Annotated in this window: 16 protein-coding genes; 10 read left to right on the top strand and 6 right to left on the bottom strand. The window is 59.9% G+C overall.

Annotation, left to right across the window (positions count from 1 at the left end):
- Positions 1–42: 42 nt before the first annotated feature.
- The 5 genes from SLH47_RS15395 to SLH47_RS15415 all read left to right on the top strand — a co-directional run bounded on the left by SLH47_RS15395 (position 43) and on the right by SLH47_RS15415 (position 4950).
- Entirely contained in the window at positions 43–858 is an 816-nt protein-coding gene (locus SLH47_RS15395) for a TIGR00282 family metallophosphoesterase (protein ID WP_320240477.1), read from the top strand.
- The gene (locus SLH47_RS15400) at positions 855–1775 is read left to right on the top strand and encodes a DMT family transporter (RefSeq protein ID WP_320240479.1); all 921 of its coding nucleotides are present in this window, start codon (positions 855–857) and stop codon (positions 1773–1775) included. The genes SLH47_RS15395 and SLH47_RS15400 overlap by 4 nt, the downstream gene beginning before the upstream one ends.
- A complete protein-coding gene (locus tag SLH47_RS15405) occupies positions 1768–3549 on the top strand; it encodes an SLC13 family permease (protein WP_320240480.1) in 1782 nt (593 codons plus the stop codon). The genes SLH47_RS15400 and SLH47_RS15405 overlap by 8 nt, the downstream gene beginning before the upstream one ends.
- A gap of 70 nt (positions 3550–3619) precedes the next feature.
- The gene (locus SLH47_RS15410) at positions 3620–4081 is read left to right on the top strand and encodes a cupin domain-containing protein (RefSeq protein WP_320240481.1); all 462 of its coding nucleotides are present in this window, start codon (positions 3620–3622) and stop codon (positions 4079–4081) included.
- A gap of 119 nt (positions 4082–4200) precedes the next feature.
- Positions 4201–4950, top strand: coding sequence for a YebC/PmpR family DNA-binding transcriptional regulator (locus SLH47_RS15415; RefSeq protein ID WP_320240482.1), 750 nt, complete (start codon positions 4201–4203; stop codon positions 4948–4950).
- Positions 4951–4970: 20 nt separating this feature from the next.
- Here the strand turns inward: SLH47_RS15415 and SLH47_RS15420 are convergent, their stop codons facing one another.
- From SLH47_RS15420 to SLH47_RS15430, 3 genes are all read right to left on the bottom strand, one after another.
- Positions 4971–6395 (bottom strand): amidase, encoded by a 1425-nt coding sequence (locus tag SLH47_RS15420; protein WP_320240483.1) that lies wholly within the window; start codon positions 6393–6395, stop codon positions 4971–4973.
- Between the two features lie 35 nt (positions 6396–6430).
- The gene (locus tag SLH47_RS15425) at positions 6431–7252 is read right to left on the bottom strand and encodes a cyclase family protein (RefSeq protein WP_320240485.1); all 822 of its coding nucleotides are present in this window, start codon (positions 7250–7252) and stop codon (positions 6431–6433) included.
- 150 nt (positions 7253–7402) lie between these two features.
- The gene (locus SLH47_RS15430; protein ID WP_320240487.1) at positions 7403–8572 is read right to left on the bottom strand and encodes an iron-containing alcohol dehydrogenase; all 1170 of its coding nucleotides are present in this window, start codon (positions 8570–8572) and stop codon (positions 7403–7405) included.
- 295 nt (positions 8573–8867) lie between these two features.
- Between SLH47_RS15430 and SLH47_RS15435 the strand changes: the two genes are divergently transcribed.
- From SLH47_RS15435 to SLH47_RS15445, 3 genes are all read left to right on the top strand, one after another.
- Positions 8868–9329, top strand: coding sequence for a hypothetical protein (locus tag SLH47_RS15435; RefSeq protein WP_320240489.1), 462 nt, complete (start codon positions 8868–8870; stop codon positions 9327–9329).
- 193 nt (positions 9330–9522) lie between these two features.
- Positions 9523–10092, top strand: coding sequence for a DUF2087 domain-containing protein (locus tag SLH47_RS15440; protein WP_320240491.1), 570 nt, complete (start codon positions 9523–9525; stop codon positions 10090–10092).
- Complete coding sequence (locus SLH47_RS15445; RefSeq protein ID WP_320240493.1) at positions 10085–10465, top strand: GFA family protein; 381 nt, start codon at positions 10085–10087, stop codon at positions 10463–10465. Before SLH47_RS15440 ends, SLH47_RS15445 begins: the two co-directional genes overlap by 8 nt.
- A gap of 43 nt (positions 10466–10508) precedes the next feature.
- Here SLH47_RS15445 and SLH47_RS15450 read toward each other — a convergent pair whose 3' ends face one another.
- Together SLH47_RS15450 and mgtE are read right to left on the bottom strand one after the other, a co-directional pair.
- A complete protein-coding gene (locus SLH47_RS15450; RefSeq protein WP_320240494.1) occupies positions 10509–11057 on the bottom strand; it encodes a 5-formyltetrahydrofolate cyclo-ligase in 549 nt (182 codons plus the stop codon).
- Positions 11054–12427, bottom strand: a complete 1374-nt coding sequence (gene mgtE / locus SLH47_RS15455) for a magnesium transporter (protein WP_320240496.1) — start codon at positions 12425–12427, stop codon at positions 11054–11056. Before mgtE ends, SLH47_RS15450 begins: the two co-directional genes overlap by 4 nt.
- 98 nt (positions 12428–12525) lie before the next feature.
- On the opposite strand from mgtE, the gene guaD reads away from it, so the two are divergent.
- Together guaD and SLH47_RS15465 are read left to right on the top strand one after the other, a co-directional pair.
- The gene (guaD, locus tag SLH47_RS15460) at positions 12526–13842 is read left to right on the top strand and encodes a guanine deaminase (RefSeq protein ID WP_320240497.1); all 1317 of its coding nucleotides are present in this window, start codon (positions 12526–12528) and stop codon (positions 13840–13842) included.
- Between the two features lie 55 nt (positions 13843–13897).
- Positions 13898–14998, top strand: a complete 1101-nt coding sequence (locus SLH47_RS15465; RefSeq protein ID WP_320240498.1) for a class II histone deacetylase — start codon at positions 13898–13900, stop codon at positions 14996–14998.
- Positions 14999–15122: 124 nt separating this feature from the next.
- Here SLH47_RS15465 and SLH47_RS15470 read toward each other — a convergent pair whose 3' ends face one another.
- Positions 15123–16169 carry an acyltransferase gene (locus SLH47_RS15470; protein WP_320240500.1) on the bottom strand — a complete coding sequence of 349 codons (1047 nt, stop codon included), beginning with the start codon at positions 16167–16169 and terminating at the stop codon, positions 15123–15125.
- Positions 16170–16237: the final 68 nt, after the last annotated feature.

Genomic DNA, 16237 nt, shown 5'->3' on the forward strand with positions numbered 1-16237 from the left:
TTGCCACTGGTGCACCCGTCCGCAAGCGCATACGAAAAGGCCATGAAGATACTCTTTCTTGGCGATGTGATGGGGCGTGCAGGCCGCGCCGCGATCAGCGAACACCTGCCGCGCCTGCGCGAGGCGTGGCGCCTTGATTTCGTGGTGGTCAATGGTGAGAACGCCACTTCTGGTGTGGGGCTGTCTGGCGATCATGCTAAGGCGCTACTTGACGCCGGGGCAGATGTCATCACGCTGGGCGATCACGCCTTTGATCAGAAGGACATGCTGACCTTCATCGCAAACGAGCCGCGCATCATCCGGCCCCTGAATTTCTCCAAAGCCGCACCGGGCGCCGGCGCGCGCGTCTTCACCGCACCCGGCGGGCGCAAGGTGCTTGTGGCCCAGGTGTTAGGCCAAGTCTTTATGAAGCGTCCTTTCGATGACCCCTTCTCGGCCCTTGACGCACTTTTGCGGCAATACCCGCTTGGCGGTCAGGTCAGCGCGAGCCTGATCGATATCCATTGCGAGGCCACGTCCGAAAAAATGGGCGTCGGGCATTTCTGCGATGGGCGCGCGAGCATCGTTGTCGGCACACATACCCACGTGCCAACCGCCGATGTGATGATCCTGCCGGGTGGCACAGCCTATCAAAGCGATGCCGGCATGTGCGGTGACTACAATTCCGTCATCGGGATGGAAAAGACCGAACCAATGCGCCGATTTGTCACCGGCATGCCCAAGGCGCGCTTTACCCCGGCGATGGACGAGGCGACCTTATCGGGCCTCTATGTCGAAACCGATGACCGCACGGGCAAGGCGTTGCGGGTGCAGATGGTCCGACAAGGTGGAAGGCTCAGCCCTGCGGGGCCCGAATGATCGAAGAACGTGCGCGTCTGACGGCCCTTCTGCTTCTTTTGGGTTGCGGCTGGGGGCTGACGCAGCCGCTGATCAAGATCACGGTTACCGCGGGTTACCAGCCGCTTGGTTTGGTCTTTTGGCAACTGCTCATCGGCGCTGTCCTGTTGGGCATCTTGCGCTGGCGTCAGTTGGGACACTTGCCCTTCACGGCAAAGACCTGTGCTGTCTGGCTGATGATCGCGACCATTGGCACGCTGATCCCCAATACAACAGGCTATCGCGCGGCGTTCCATCTGCCGTCGGGCATCATGTCGATTGTCATTGCGACGATCCCGATGATGGCCTTTCCCATCGCCCTTGCCCTTGGCAATGACCGGTTTTCCCTGCGGCGTCTTGGCGGGCTGGCCTTGGGCCTGATTGGTGTCAGCCTGATCGCCCTGCCCGAGGCGAGCCTGCCCGACCGCGCCATGATCGCCTTTCTACCTTTGGCGTTGGTGGCACCCTTTTGTTACGCTTGCGAGAGTAATATCGTGGCCCGCTGGGGCACGGCCGGGCTTGATCCGTTTCAGGTGCTTTTCGGCGCCTCTACGTTGGGGACCGTTATCGCATTGCCGCTTGCCCTTGGATCGGGCCAATTCTTCATCCCGCGCACGCCCTTCATCCTTGCCGACCTGACCATGACGCTGAGCGCCATCATCCATGTCCTCGTCTATTCCGGCTATGTCTGGCTGATCGGGCGGGCTGGTGCGGTCTTTGCGGGGCAGGTCAGCTATCTAGTCACAGGCTCCGGCGTGCTCTGGGCAATGCTTCTGCTTGGCGAAAGCTACAGCCTTTGGATCTGGCTCGCCCTTCTTTGCATGGGCGCAGGTCTTGCCCTTGTCCAACCTCGGCTTGCGCCGACGACAGCGCTCAGCAAAACTGGTGCGCATGGATAATTGGCTGGCCCTCACCCAAACGCAAAGCGCGGTGATCACGATGGTGGTCGTTGTGGCCATGTTCCTGATGTTCTTGCGCGAGGCATTCCCGACCGAAGTCGTGGCGATGATCGGCGTGTCGTTCCTGCTCGCCATCGGAATCCTGCCTTACGAGGACGCGGTCATGGCTCTCGCCAATCCGGCACCATGGACCATTGCCGCGATGTTCATCATCGTAGGGGCCCTGGTTCGGACAGGGGCACTGAATGCGATGACCCAATTGGCCGAGCGTCAGGCAAGGGTCAGCCCGGCCCGGGCCATCGGCGGCGGCCTGGTCTTTGTGGCCTTTGCCAGCGCCATCATGAACAACACGCCGCTTGTGGTTGTGATGATCCCGGTTTTTGTGCAACTGGCGCGGACATTGGGCACCTCCGCCTCAAAGCTGCTGATCCCGCTCAGCTATGCGGCCATCGTCGGCGGGACGATGACGCTGCTCGGAACGTCCACCAACCTGCTTGTCGACGGGGTGGCGCGGGCATCAGGGTTAGAGCCTTTCGGCATCCTTGAGATTCTGCCCGTCGGCCTCGTCGTCGTCGCCTGGACCTTTACCTATCTTTATTTCATGGCACCACGGCTGCTGCCCGACAGACAAAGCATGGCCACGATGCTGTCGGATCGGTCCAAGAAAAAGTTCTTCTCCGAGGCGGTGATCCCTCCCGACAGCAACTTGGTCGGGCGCGAAGTGACAGGTGTGCAGCTTTTCAAACGCGACGGTGTGCGGCTGATCGACGTGGTGCGGGGTGACACCTCGCTACGGCGCAACCTGAAAGGCGTTGAACTACAGGTGGGCGACCGCGTTGTGTTGCGCACCGAGATGACGGAGCTTTTGTCCCTGCAAGCCAACAAGGAACTGCGCCGTGTCGATCAGCTTTCGGCTGTTGAGACGACCACGGTCGAAGTGCTCATTACGCCGAACTGCAAGATGGTCGGGCAACGGCTCGGCGCCATGCGGTTGCGCCGCCGCTATGCGGTCTATCCGCTGGCCGTGCACAGGCGGGACGCCAATATCAGCCAGCAGATCGACGATATCATGGTGCGCGTAGGCGACACGCTGTTGTTGGAAGGCGCGCCCGAAGATATCGGACGGCTCGCCGAAGACATGAATCTTGGCGACGTGTCAAAGCCGTCGCAACGCGCCTACAGACGCGCGCACGCTCCCGTTGCGATTGGGGTGCTGTTGGGCGTTGTGATCCTTGCTGCACTGGGCATCGCACCCATCCTGATGCTGGCGATGATTGGCGTCACGATTGTCCTGATGACCGGCTGCATCGACGCGGATGAGGCGTTTTCCTATGTCGAGGGCCGCTTGCTGGCGCTGATCTTTGCCATGCTCGGGGTGGGCTCCGCCCTGCAATCCTCCGGCGCTGTTGCCCTGATCGCGGATACGCTGTCGCCGGTGATGCTCGTGCTGCCGGGCTTTTTCGTCGTGCTTGCAGTCTATCTCTTGTCGAGCATCCTTACCGAATTGGTCTCCAACAACGCCGTCGCCGTCGTGATGACGCCGATTGCCATCGGACTTGCCAGCGCACTGGGTGTCGATCCTCGCCCTCTGGTCGTCGCCGTCATGATCGCCGCCAGCGCCAGCTTCGCCACGCCAATCGGATATCAGACCAACACCCTGGTCTACGGCCCCGGCGGATACCGGTTCTCGGATTTCTTGAAATTCGGAATCCCGCTCAACCTATCTTTGGCGCCCATCGTGTCTTTTGTCATTCCGTTCATCTGGCCGCTTTGAGCTTTGGGGGCGCCGCTTGGTGGAGGTGACGGAAACCTTCGAGACACATCATTCAGGAGCATCGAGACCCTTGCCAAAGATCAGCGACCTCAAGTGGTTAGAACATGCGGGAAACCCACATCCAATTACGGGCCAAAATGATGGCCCCTACGCAAAAATTGCATTGGGCGATGTCATCGGCCTTTCCCAATTTGGCGTGCATCTTGAGCGTCTACCGCCCGGTTCGCGATCTTCGCATCGTCATTGGCATGAGGCCGAGGATGAATTCATCTATGTCATCTCCGGCGAACTGATCCTGATCGAGAATGCCGAAACGCGTCTGGTCGCAGGCGACGCGGCCGGGTGGGCCGGCGGGCAACCAATTGCGCATTGCCTGGAAAACCGGTCGGGCCAAGACGCAGTGTTTCTGGTCGTGGGGACACGATTGGCCGAAGACATCATTCACTACCCCGAACACGATCTGGTTTTGCATCGCAAGGCGGCGGGCCGAACCTACACGCGCGGCGATGGCTCACCCATCGAACAAGAGTAGTGCGCTATCATTCCTGCCTGTGCCGACATTGCCTAAGCACCAAAGCCCACAGTCTTGCAGCCCTGCCCCCCCTTGCCTTATAGAGGCGCAAATTTTCACCACAGATCACGAGGGTTTCGATGGCTGGCCACTCCAAATGGGCAAATATTCAGCACCGTAAGGGACGGCAGGACAAGCTGCGCTCCAAGCTCTTTTCCAAACTCGCCAAGGAAATCACCGTCGCCGCCAAGATGGGTGACCCCGATCCCGACAAGAACCCACGCCTGCGTCTGGCAGTGAAGGAAGCCAAGTCGAACTCGGTCCCTAAAGATGTGATCGACCGCGCGATCAAGAAATCGCAAGGCGGCGACGCCGAGAACTACGACGAAATCCGCTATGAAGGCTACGGGCCGGGTGGTGTTGCAGTGATTGTCGAGGCGATGACCGATAACCGCAATCGCACGGCATCAACCGTGCGCTCAACCTTCTCGAAAAATGGCGGAAACCTGGGCGAGACAGGCTCGGTCGGGTTCATGTTCGACCGCAAGGGCGAGGTGATCTATCCCGCTACCGTGGGCGACGCAGACACGGTGATGATGGCGGCAATTGAGGCCGGGGCCGAGGATGTGGAAAGCGATGAAAACGGCCATATCATCATCTGCGCCGATACGGACCTGAACGAGGTGTCCACCGCACTTGAGGCGGAACTGGGCGAGTCGGAATCGACCAAGCTGATCTGGAAGCCCAACATGACCACCGAAGTTGATCTGGACGGTCTGACCAAGCTGATGAAACTGCTTGATACGCTCGAAGAAGATGATGACGTGCAGCGCGTAACGGCCAATTTCGAAGCACCGGACGAAGTAATGGCCGCATTCGCCGACGAATAGACTGGAGCCGCCTTGCGCGCCTAGGGCAATTTACTCCAAAGCGTTCCGCAGGCCGGTGGAATGCGCACCTCAATCGCTTGCATCGCGTCAACGATCAGGTCCTCGCGCCATCTGCGCCCGGCGATCTGTACGCCAATCGGCTGAGCACCGCCCGGCATATCAGCGATATACGTGGGCAGGTTGCCAGCTGGTAGCCCCGTGAAGTTCATAATGAATGACCAGTGTGACGTGCCCAGCGCGTCTTTGACGCCTTCAGCCCCTTCCGCATCGCGGCCCGGTGCGAAGAAGGGCTTGAGCATGAACGGCGTCAGCACCAACGGGTAGTCTTCGAGAAAGAGCGACCAGGCGCGCGCGTAGTGGCTGCGTTGTGCCAGCATCGTCAGCAGTTCTGTGCCTTCGTAAGGCGGGAATTGGCGGAAGTATTCGTCGAAGATCGTGTTTAGCTCTGCCGAGCCATAACGCTGGATGTCCGGGCCAAGCAGTGCTTTGACCTCGCCCAAAAGCGTGCGGTAGCCGATTTCTCCGGTCTCTCGTGCGAGTGGCGGCTCGACCGTTTCGACAGCGTAGCCTGCATCCGAGAGGGCCCAGGCGGCCTTGTCGAGGGCAGTTGCGACCTCTGGATGCAGGCCAAATCCGAAATCGTCACGGGCGACGGCGACGTGGATGGGCCCCGCTAGCGGTTCACCACGCCAAGGGAGGGGTGCATGGAACGGGTCCCGCGCATCCGGCGCGATCATCGCGGGCATGGAAAGGTGCAAATCCGCCGCGTTGCGGGCGAGCAACCCCTGCACCGACATGGATTGTGCGAGCAGACCCCGCTCCATCTTTTGGCTGGGATTGAAGGCAGGCACGCGGCCCAAGCCCGGTTTGACCGTCACTGACCCGTTGGCAGCAGCCGGGAACCGCAGCGATCCGCCGATGTCATTGCCGTGGGCCAGCGCGCCGATCCCCGCCATCACCGCCGACCCGGCCCCACCGGATGAGCCACCAGCAGAGACATGGCGCCCCCACGGGTTGTGCGTGCGCCCGAAAAGCGGGTTGTCGGTGTCGGCGCGGAACGAAAACTCAGGCGTGTTGGTGCGCCCGATGACTATGGCGCCCGCCGCTTTGAGGTTGCGCACGACAGGCGCGTCTTGGGGCGCAATGATATCCTTGAACGCCGCCACGCCGTTCGACGTGGCATGGCCTTTCTGGTCCACATTGATCTTGATCGTGACAGGCACGCCATGCAGCGGACCCTTGGGCGCATCGCTGGCATCGAGCGCTGCGGCCTCGGCCCGCGCCTCGTCTGCGAGGCTTTCGACCACCGCATTCAGCGCGGGATTTGCGGCCTCCATCCGGGCAATCGCTGCTTCGGTGACCTCCAGCGCAGTCAGCGATCCGTCCCGCGTCGCCGCCGCAATCTCTGCCGCGCTCCATTGCCAAAGCGGCGCCTTGCCCGTCATGTCTGTGCCGTTCCCTTTGGTGAGTCCGTTCGACCCTATACCAATGCGATCAACCGACAAGGCCCACCCGTGCCGCCCTGATGTTTCGGCGCGCCGACAATCAAGGTCGCGCCGGTCGCGGGCAATTCATCAAGGTTCGCAATATTCTCCACCGCCCAGCGGTTCGCGGGCAACCACGTGTAGTGGGTGATGAAATCTGCCGAGAGGCCGAAATCAATGGAAAGCGTGTCTACCGCGACACCAGCTACATCAGCCTCTTCCAGAAGCATCGTGACAGCCTCAACATGGAAACCCGGAAAGTGCATTTTGCCGTCCGCATCCGCATTGCGGAACCCTGGCGTGCCGAGGCGCGCCTGCCAGCCGGAATTCTGCGCCACGCAGGCGCCTTGTGGAATAGGTCCGTTGGCGCTGATCCAGGCGGCGAGGTCGTCCGGAGTGACCTGCGCATCAGGGTCCGCATCCGCCTTTTCGCGGATATCGACAATGGCGAGCGGGCAGACGAGCGATTCGACTGGCACTTCATCAATCGTCGTCCCACCATCGGTAAAGTGCAGCGGCGCATCGATATGTGTGCCGGTATGTTCGTTCACGCGGATGCTTTTGAGGTTAAAGCTGTGCTCGGCATAGGTGAACACATCCTCATCGAAAAACTGCTGTTCGCCGAAATAGGTCGGGAAGTCGTAGGTCAGCGTGTGGGTCAGGTCCACCACACGGCTCGCGCCCTGCGCCATCAGCGGTCGTGGTGCAACGGCAGCGGTTGCCGCAATCGCCGCCCCGGCAGCTGCAGACCCGCGAAAGAACTCACGCCGGCTGAGCGCCCGGCCTTTGACATATTCCATGATGATCGGATGACACATCGCAATTCCCCCTGTTCTCGCAACATTGAATGTGACGAGTATCAGGGGGTCATGGCCGGTCTGGCCACAGGTTTTTTGGATTTGCCGTTTTGGGTGGGCATTCCCGTGCGGACGTGCCGGAAATGCCCAAGGATCAAGCAGTCAGGCCTGCTATGCCGCCGCCGATGCGATGGGCAGGTTCATCATGCGGCCTGCCATCTCGTCCAGATCGGCGTCGCCAATGGCGCAAGCGGCGTTCTGGGCCATGCCGATATTGGCCGCGTTCTTCATCTCAACCGCCAAAGCGGCCGGTGTTACACCTGCGCAATCCACAGGCAGTTCCGACGGAATCTGACAGGCGCGCATCAGATTCGAGAGCGCTTCTGGCAAGACTGAAGCGGACGCCTCTGCCCCCATTGCCTGAGCTGCACGCGCGTAGTTCTCGGCCCCATCGGGGCGTTCAACCAGCCAGGGTAGGCTCACTTCCAGTGCCAGCCCTGTGGCCAGCCCGTGATGGACCCGCGCCAGTGAGCCCAGCGCGTGGCTGATATTGTGGCCCATATGTGTGTTGCAGTTATGCAGGGCGAGCCCCGCAACCGTACTTGCCCAGAGAACGCGCCCACGCGCTTCGAGGTCGGCCCCGTCGGCCACAGCGCGCGGCAGAGCGTCCGAGAGCAAACGCAACGCCTCAAGCCCGTAAAGCTGCCCAGCCGGGCTGCTGCTGCGCGAGGTCACCCCTTCCAGCGCGTGGGCCACGGCATCGATCCCGGTCCAGGCGGTCAGATGCGGCGGCAGGCTGAGCGTGAGTTCCGGGTCCAGCACCGCCTGCGCGAACATCAGTTCTTCGCCCCAGAACCAGATCTTGTGCCCGTCATTCTTTGAAATGACCGAGGTACGGGTGACCTCTGATCCCGTCCCGGCGGTCGTGGGGATGGCGATGGCGGGCATGCCGTCAGCAGGCAAGGGGCGGGCGGCGAGAGCGTAATCCTTGGCGGGGCGGTTGGTATGGGCGATGGCCGCCACCAGCTTGGCCGCATCCATCGCGGCACCACCGCCAAGGCCGATCACCAGCTTGGCACCCGCGTCGCGCGCCCTTACGCAAAGATCGTCAACCAGCGACTCTTTCGGTTCACCAGCGACGTCTGCAGCCACTTCGAATACGATGCCTTCGGCGGCCAGGCCTTGGCTCAGCCGTTCGGTCACGCCAAGCTCTGCAAGAATGCTGTCCGCCACAATCAGCACCGGACCGCCGCCCATCCCCTTCACGATCTTCGGCACTTTCGCGATCCGCCCCGCGCCAAAGGTCAGCGGTGGTACCTGCCCCATGTTAAACGTCTGCATTTCATCCCCTTTGAAGTCTTGTCTTGCACAATCTGCGCTGTGTAGCGTGGGATTTGGCGAAGGAACGCGACACCGCGTGCGGCGCGACCGACCTCGTCATGTTCGGACCTCCCCTAATCGCGCCATCTGACCGGCGCAAGCGGGGTTTTACCGCCCCCGACGCGACAACACAGACTGCGGCAAGGCAGTCGCATCCACGCACCATGGAATCGACGCGCCTTGTCTGACGGCGGCCACCGCTTTACGCAGATCAAAACAAGCGCGCGTGATCGCGCCAGGGAAAGGGAGCCACGCGATGTCCGAACGCAATTTCGAACCCATGACCAAGGCAGAGGTTGTTGCCGCACAACGCAATTGGGCCAAATGCGTGACCGAACAGGATGTCGATGGCCTTTTGGAACTTTACGATTTTGACGATCCGGAGGCGCCGGTTTTGTTCAAACCGACACTTGCCGATGTGATACGGCTCGACCGTGCCGGTGCGCGGGCATACTTTGTCGGTGGCGATGCCGATTATCCGCAGGATCAGGGGTTTCTCAATCGCGGATGGAAAACGGTTGAGTTCCAAAGTGCGGTTGGCCCGATCCTCAAGGCCGGGGGCCTCGGTTACAAGGACATGGGGCACTACACGTTCGTTGATGGCGAAGGTAATGCGACCCGCGCCGATTACACATTCGCCTATCACAAGCTTGACGGGCGTGTGCTGATCTCACTGCACCACTCGTCGCTCACCTGGTTCCCGCCCGTCGGGGGCTGAGCCCGCCGCCGCTGTTGCAGAAAAGGTCGGATTTGCGTATGCCCTTGCTAAGGTCGACAGACACCTAGGCGTCACTGCTCCGGCTCGGAGTGCTAAACCTGTCCGCACATGACCCTTTCACTGCATTGAGTAGGGCGTTGTTTCGTTAAGCCAGTGACCGACGAACCGGTATCGCGCCCGACTTGGATGCATCATGACCAAAACTCCTATCCCCCTTCGCGCGGACGACTTGACATCGTTTGCGCGCGCCTTGTCACAGCAATTGGGTGAGGCAAGCCCCTCTCATCTGACCCTGATGAACATGATCGCCCGCGCTGCGGGGTTTCAGAACGTGCAACATATGCGCTCTGCCAGCGCCGCAGAGCGGCGGTTGGCGAAACCGGATGACAGCGCGCTTACCAATGCACGTTTGGTTGAGCGGACGTTGCACCAATTCGATGATCTCGGACGCCTGCAGCAATGGCCCTCAAAACAGGCGGTTCAGACGCTGTCACTGTGGGCATTATGGTCAACACTTCCGGCAAACACGCACCTCAACGAGCCGACCGTCAATGCGCTTCTTGATGCCGAGCACCTGTTCGAAGACGTAGCGACCCTGCGGCGCACCATGATTTCTTGCAATCTGCTGACTCGTAACAGAGATGGGACGAATTACCGTCGGATCGAACAGAAGCCGCCTGCGGATGCCATTGCCGTGATCCATGTTCTGACCGCGCGACGGCGCAGGCGTCGGACCGCCAACGCGGAAATGGATCATGCATAACGGATCATGCCTCTGTGGTGCCGTCCAAATCGCGGTCAGCGTCGCTCTACCACAACCAAATGCATGCCACTGCACAGCGTGCCGCAAACAAACCGGCCATTATGGTGCCTCAGTTGATTTGCCCCGTTCCGCTGTGCGGGTCAGTGGCGAGGACCATGTGAAGTGGTACCAGTCGTCCGACAAAGTGCGGCGTGGCTTTTGTGACATCTGCGGTTCAACCCTGTTCTGGGACCCGGTGCATCACGACTGGACAGCCATCGCGATGGGCGTCTTTGATGGACCAACAGATACCAGCCTCTCATTGCATATTTTTGTGGCCGAGAAGGGGGATTATTATGCCATAGCCGATGGGTTGCCACAAAACGAGCGGTAAGGCGCAGGTGCCCATGCGCTTGGGGCCCGCCCCATGAATGGCGTCATGATTGTGGCGTGATTACTTCGTGTTCGGTGACGATCAAGTCAAGCGGCTGATCGGTCGGTTCCATTGGCAATCCCTGATCCTCTTGTGCGGAGTAAGCAAAGCCAATTGCCAAGGTTGGGCGGGCGGCGCGGAGTTTTTTGAGTGTGCGATCATAGAACCCTCCGCCATAGCCGAGGCGACCGCCGTAGCGGTCGAAGGCGACGAGCGGCACGATAATGATCTCAGGCACCATCCAGTCACCAGCTTCTGGGATCATCGCGCCAAACTCGCCCTTGATCATCGCGCATCCCGGCTCCCACAATCGGAACTGCAAGGGTTGCCCTTTGCCCATGATCACTGGCACACCAACGGGTCCATGGGCGGATGCCTCTTCCATAGCGGCAATCGGGTCAATCTCGGTGCGCATTGCCATATAGCCTGACAGCGGGACACCGCGATATCCGGCGAGAACCGCGCTCAGATGCCCGGCATTCCCCTGCCCCAGCGCGTGTGCCGCTTTCCGCCGGGCAAAGGCGGCCTGACGTGCTGCGGATTTGTCGATCACAGCAGCCACAGCGCCGCAAGTCCAAGAAAGGCAAAGAAGCCAACCACATCCGTGACCGTGGTCACAAACGCCCCGGATGCGAGTGCCGGGTCAACGCCCATCTTTTCTAGGGCCACAGGGATCACCGTGCCTGCGAGACCTGCCACAACTAGGTTGATCACCATCGCCACGGCAATCACGACGCCCAGCATGGGCGAACCGAACCAGACGATGCCCACCGCCCCCATCACGACCGCAAAGATCAACCCGTTGATCAGGCCCACCAACACCTCGCGCCTGATCACGCGCCAGAGGTTCGCTGTCGTCAGATCGCGCGTGGCGAGCGCACGCACGGCCACGGTCAGCGATTGCGTGCCTGCATTGCCGCCCATGGAGGCCACGATAGGCATCAGCACGGCCAAGGCGACGAGGCCCGCAATCGTCTCTTCAAAAAGCGCGATGACAAGGGAGGCGAGGATCGCCGTCACAAGGTTCACTGCCAGCCAGGGGAAACGGCGCTTCGTCGTTTCAATCACCTTGTCAGACAAACGCCCTTCGCCCACACCGGCAAGGCGCAGGATGTCTTCTTCGGCCTCTTCTTCGAGAAACATCATCGCGTCGTCGATGGTGATGACACCGACGATACGGTCGTCGTCATCCACGACCGGGGCCGTGATGAGGTGATAGTGATTGATGGCCTGCGCCACTTCCTCCACGTCCTGCGCGACGTGAAAAGTGCGGAACGTATCCTCGGTCAGATCTTTAAGCGGCGTGTCACGCGGGTGGCTGAGGATACGGCCGAGCGTGACATAGCCCACCGCCTTCAGCCGCGGGTCGATCAGGATGATGTGGTAGAATTGATCGGGCAGCACAACGTCAGACCGCAGATAGTCGATGGCCTCGCCGACCGTCCAGTGCTCTGGCGCACGGACGAGTTCGGATTGCATATGCCGCCCGGCGGATTCCTCGGGGTAAGACAGCGCCTGTTCGACAACCACCCGGTCGCCCGCATCGAGCGCATCCAGCACAGCCTCTTGTTGCTCTTCATCGAGGTATTCGACAAGATCGACAACGTCGTCGCTTTCGAGGTCCCGGACGGCTTCGGCGAGTTCGGCCGGTTCGAGCTGTTCGATAACCTCTTCACGCAGGCTCTCATCGAGTTCGGAGAGAACGTCGCCTTCAAGGCCACCTGACCACAGCGACAGCACATCCGGGCGATACTTTCCATCGATCTGTTCTAGAAGGTGCGCGACGTCGGCGGGGTGCAGCGGGTCCAACAACGCATCCATAGACGCGGTATCGCGGGCTTTGACGGCGTCCAGAACACCGGTCAGCAGCTTGTCGGTGACGCCAAAGGCTTCGTCGGTGTTGTCGTCCTGTTGCTCTGCCATGATGCGCCCTCGCTTGTCCGCAACATAGTGGATCGGCGCGCTTCTACAACGCGCATTCCGCGATTTACCCCTCTCTGCCTGCGTCATATGGTAAGGGTATGACAAAGCAGCTTCTTTTGGGCCAAACCCTTGGGTTTTCGGGCAATCCGCTGACATCGGATTGGGCGGATGTCGTGGAGTTCGACAGTGCGGGTGGCGTGCTGATTGAGGGTGATCGGATCAGTGCTGTGGGCCATGCTGGCGCGCTGAGGGTGGCCCATCCAGAGGCGAAGGTGACCGATTACGGCGACGCGCTGATCAGCGCGGGTTTTGTGGACGCGCATATGCACTATCCGCAGACAGGAATCATCGCGAGTTGGGGCAAGCAGCTGATCGATTGGCTGAACACCTACACCTTTCCAGAGGAAGCGCGTTTTGGCGATGAGACTTATGCGGCAGAGGTGGCCGGACGAACGCTGGACCTCGCGCTGTCATATGGCACGACGACACTGACCAGCTTCTGCACAATCCACCCCGAAAGCGTCGACGCCTTCTTTGCGGCGGCAGCGGATCGCAATATGGAGGTGGTTGCCGGCAAGACCTGTATGGACCGGAATGCGCCGGATGATCTGCGTGACACAGCGCAATCAGCCTATGACGACAGCAAAGCCTTGCTACAGAAATGGCATGGGGCGGGCCGGGCGCATTACGCCATCACCCCACGATTCTCGCCCACATCCACGCCCGAACAACTGACGGCATTGGGTGCGTTGTGGGCAGAACATTCTACCTGCCTGATGCAAACACATCTGAGCGAACAGCTGCCCGAAATCGCATGGGTCAAAGAGCTGTTTCCGGATGCGCGCGACTACCTCGATACCTATGAACGCTTCGGACTTCTTGGCGCAAAAGGCCTCTATGGCCATGCGATCCACCTTGAAGATCGCGAAATCGCGCGCCTGGCCGAGGTTGGTGCCGCAGTCCTGCATTGCCCGACCTCGAACACATTCATTGGATCAGGCCTGTTTGATCTGACAGGACTCGCCCGCGCCGACCTGAATATCGGGCTGGCCACGGATACAGGCGGTGGGTCGTCCTTTTCAATGCTGCGCACCATGGCTGCGGCCTACGAGATCGGACAATTGCGTGGGATCGCATTGCACCCCTCACAATTAATGTGGCTCGCGACCGAAGGGTCCGCGCAGGCATTGCATCTGCGAGGAGAGATCGGCGCACTGCGCCCTGGTGCGATGGCCGACATCACCGTTCTTGACCTGTCTTCTACATCCGCAATCGCCCAGCGTTCGCGCAAGGCGGACGATATCTGGGACGCCCTTTTTCCCACGATCATGATGGGTGATGACAGGGCGATCCGTGACATTTGGATCGCGGGCGAACGATGGCGCGACAGGTCAGCTTCGAAAGCCCCGCAATGACAGGTCGCGTAGCGCCAGCTTGCGCCGCAGGAACTACGAAGGATCGAGACGGATTATGACAACAGGATTCTTCTGGGACGAACGCTGTTTCTGGCATGGCGGCGGCAATTATGCGGGCATGCTTCCCATTGGCGGGCTCGTGCAACCCCTCGACGGCGGCTTGCCCGAAAACCCCGAAACCAAGCGGCGGCTGAAAAACCTGATCGAGGTGACGGGTCTTGCCCGCGATCTCTCTTTCCACGGGGCGGACCCAGCCAGCCATGAAGACCTGCTCCGTGTCCACCCGGTCAGTTATCTCAGCGAGTTCAGGAGGTTGTCCGATGCTGGTGGCGGCGAACTGGGCCGGCGCACGCCGTTCGGGCCCGGAGGGTATGAAATCGCGGCCCTGTCAGCGGGCCTTGCCAAGGCGGCTCTTGCAGCGGTCCTCAACGGAACGCACAAGAACGCCTACAGCCTCTCCCGCCCTCCGGGTCACCATTGCCTACCGGACTACCCCAACGGGTTCTGCCTCCTGAACAATATCGGGATCGCGATTGAGGCCGCGAAGGCCGCCGGGCTTGCCAACCGCTTTGCCGTGCTGGATTGGGACGTGCATCACGGCAACGGAACCGAGGCCGTTTTCTATGACCGCGATGATGTGCTGACCGTCTCACTGCACCAGGACCGGAACTACCCGATGGATACGGGCGCCTTCGCGGATCGTGGCAGCGGCGTCGGCGAAGGCTTCAACCTCAACATCCCGCTGCCCCCCGGCACCGGACACAACGGTTATCTGGCCGCAATGGAGCGGCTTGCCCTGCCTGCAATCCACGCCTTCAAGCCAGATGTGCTGATCATCGCCTGCGGCTACGACGCGGCGGCCAATGACCCGCTGGGACGGATGTTGGCGACCGCCGAGACGTTTACGCAAATGACCCGGCAGGTCATGACACTCAGCACAGATATCTGTGGCGGCAAGCTCGTGATGGTGCATGAGGGCGGCTATTCGGAAACCTACGTTCCCTTCTGCGGACACAACGTGCTGCAAGAGATGTCCGGCAGCGGTATCCACGCCCCCGACCCCTTCGCCGAGGTTTTCCCGCTGCGCCAGCCTGATACGGCATTTGATGCGTTTCTGGATAACTGGGTCGAGCAGATGGCGAGCGCCGTCTGGTAGCAAAATGCATAGTATCGACCGACTAGCGGCCAAAGAGACCGTAGCACTCAGAATGCATAAATGGTCGCCGCGCCGATCCTGGCTGTCTCTGTCTAAGGCGTACAGTTACACTTGACCCGCAACTTCAAGTTGTCTTCAGCCTACGGAACGAACGGATCGCATTTCGGGCTGGCAACTCGAAAAGCCGGTAAACGAAAGCGCTCAAAATCAGCGTCAGCGCGAAGCAAGTGGTAAATAACATGATGCCATCGATACTTTCCGGCACCCACCACGAGACTTTTGGCCAAGCATATGACCACGTCGTTCTTACTGGAATATGCATCATGTATATCGTGTACGACAAAACACCGAGCCACTGGAGCCAAGGATGGGCCAATAACGCGGATAGCATTCCGCGATCCTGCCAGGTCAGCAAAATGATGGCACCGAATACTGGAATAAAAAGCGAAAGGTGCGTCGCGAAATGCATCAGGCCAACGAGGCAAGCGACCGCAACAACTTGAAATATGCTGATGGCACTTCCCTCAACCGAGGTCACGGTATGTCGCAACGAATAGAGTATGACACCAAGAGCAAATCCAGGTAGAGCCCTGAGAAGAGCGATGCGTTCCCACGTGATAGCTTCTGTCTGAACGAGCACGTCGTAGGTGATGATTACACCGAGTGAAACAGCCGCCAATGCGAAAGCTGCGAGCTGTCCGCGATGTACAATGAACGCAAGTAGTGGAAAGACAAGATAGGCCGCAAACTCACCACTGATCGACCAACTTGGAAAATTCAGAACATATTGACTTTCCAAACCCCACGCCTGCACCAGAAACAGATTATGCAGAAGCGGGACCAAGAATTTATCAACCCCACCATTGAAATATGACGCAAGCAGCAATGTCCAAAACAGGGTCAAGACATGTAGCGGGTATAGCCTGGCCAATCGGTTCAGGTAGAACCGGCCCATTTCGGAACGACCCATGTTACCTGTGTTCGTCGAATAGACATGCGCGATGATGAAACCACTCAACATGAAGAAGAAATCGACGAGATAGCGCGCATTATCAAAGAACAATGTGAAGTAGTCTGGAGGGAATTCTGCAGATAACAAAAACCGGTAGTGATGAACCACGACAAGAAGCGCTGCTATTCCGCGTAATGATGTATGTGATCGAATTTCCAACTAAAAGTTACCTAAAAACAAATATATATGATGCCAACCGCAGGGAACGTGAAACACCACTGTCGTGG

It is taken from the genome of Cognatiyoonia sp. IB215182 (assembly GCF_033963905.1).
GTDB lineage: Bacteria > Pseudomonadota > Alphaproteobacteria > Rhodobacterales > Rhodobacteraceae > Yoonia.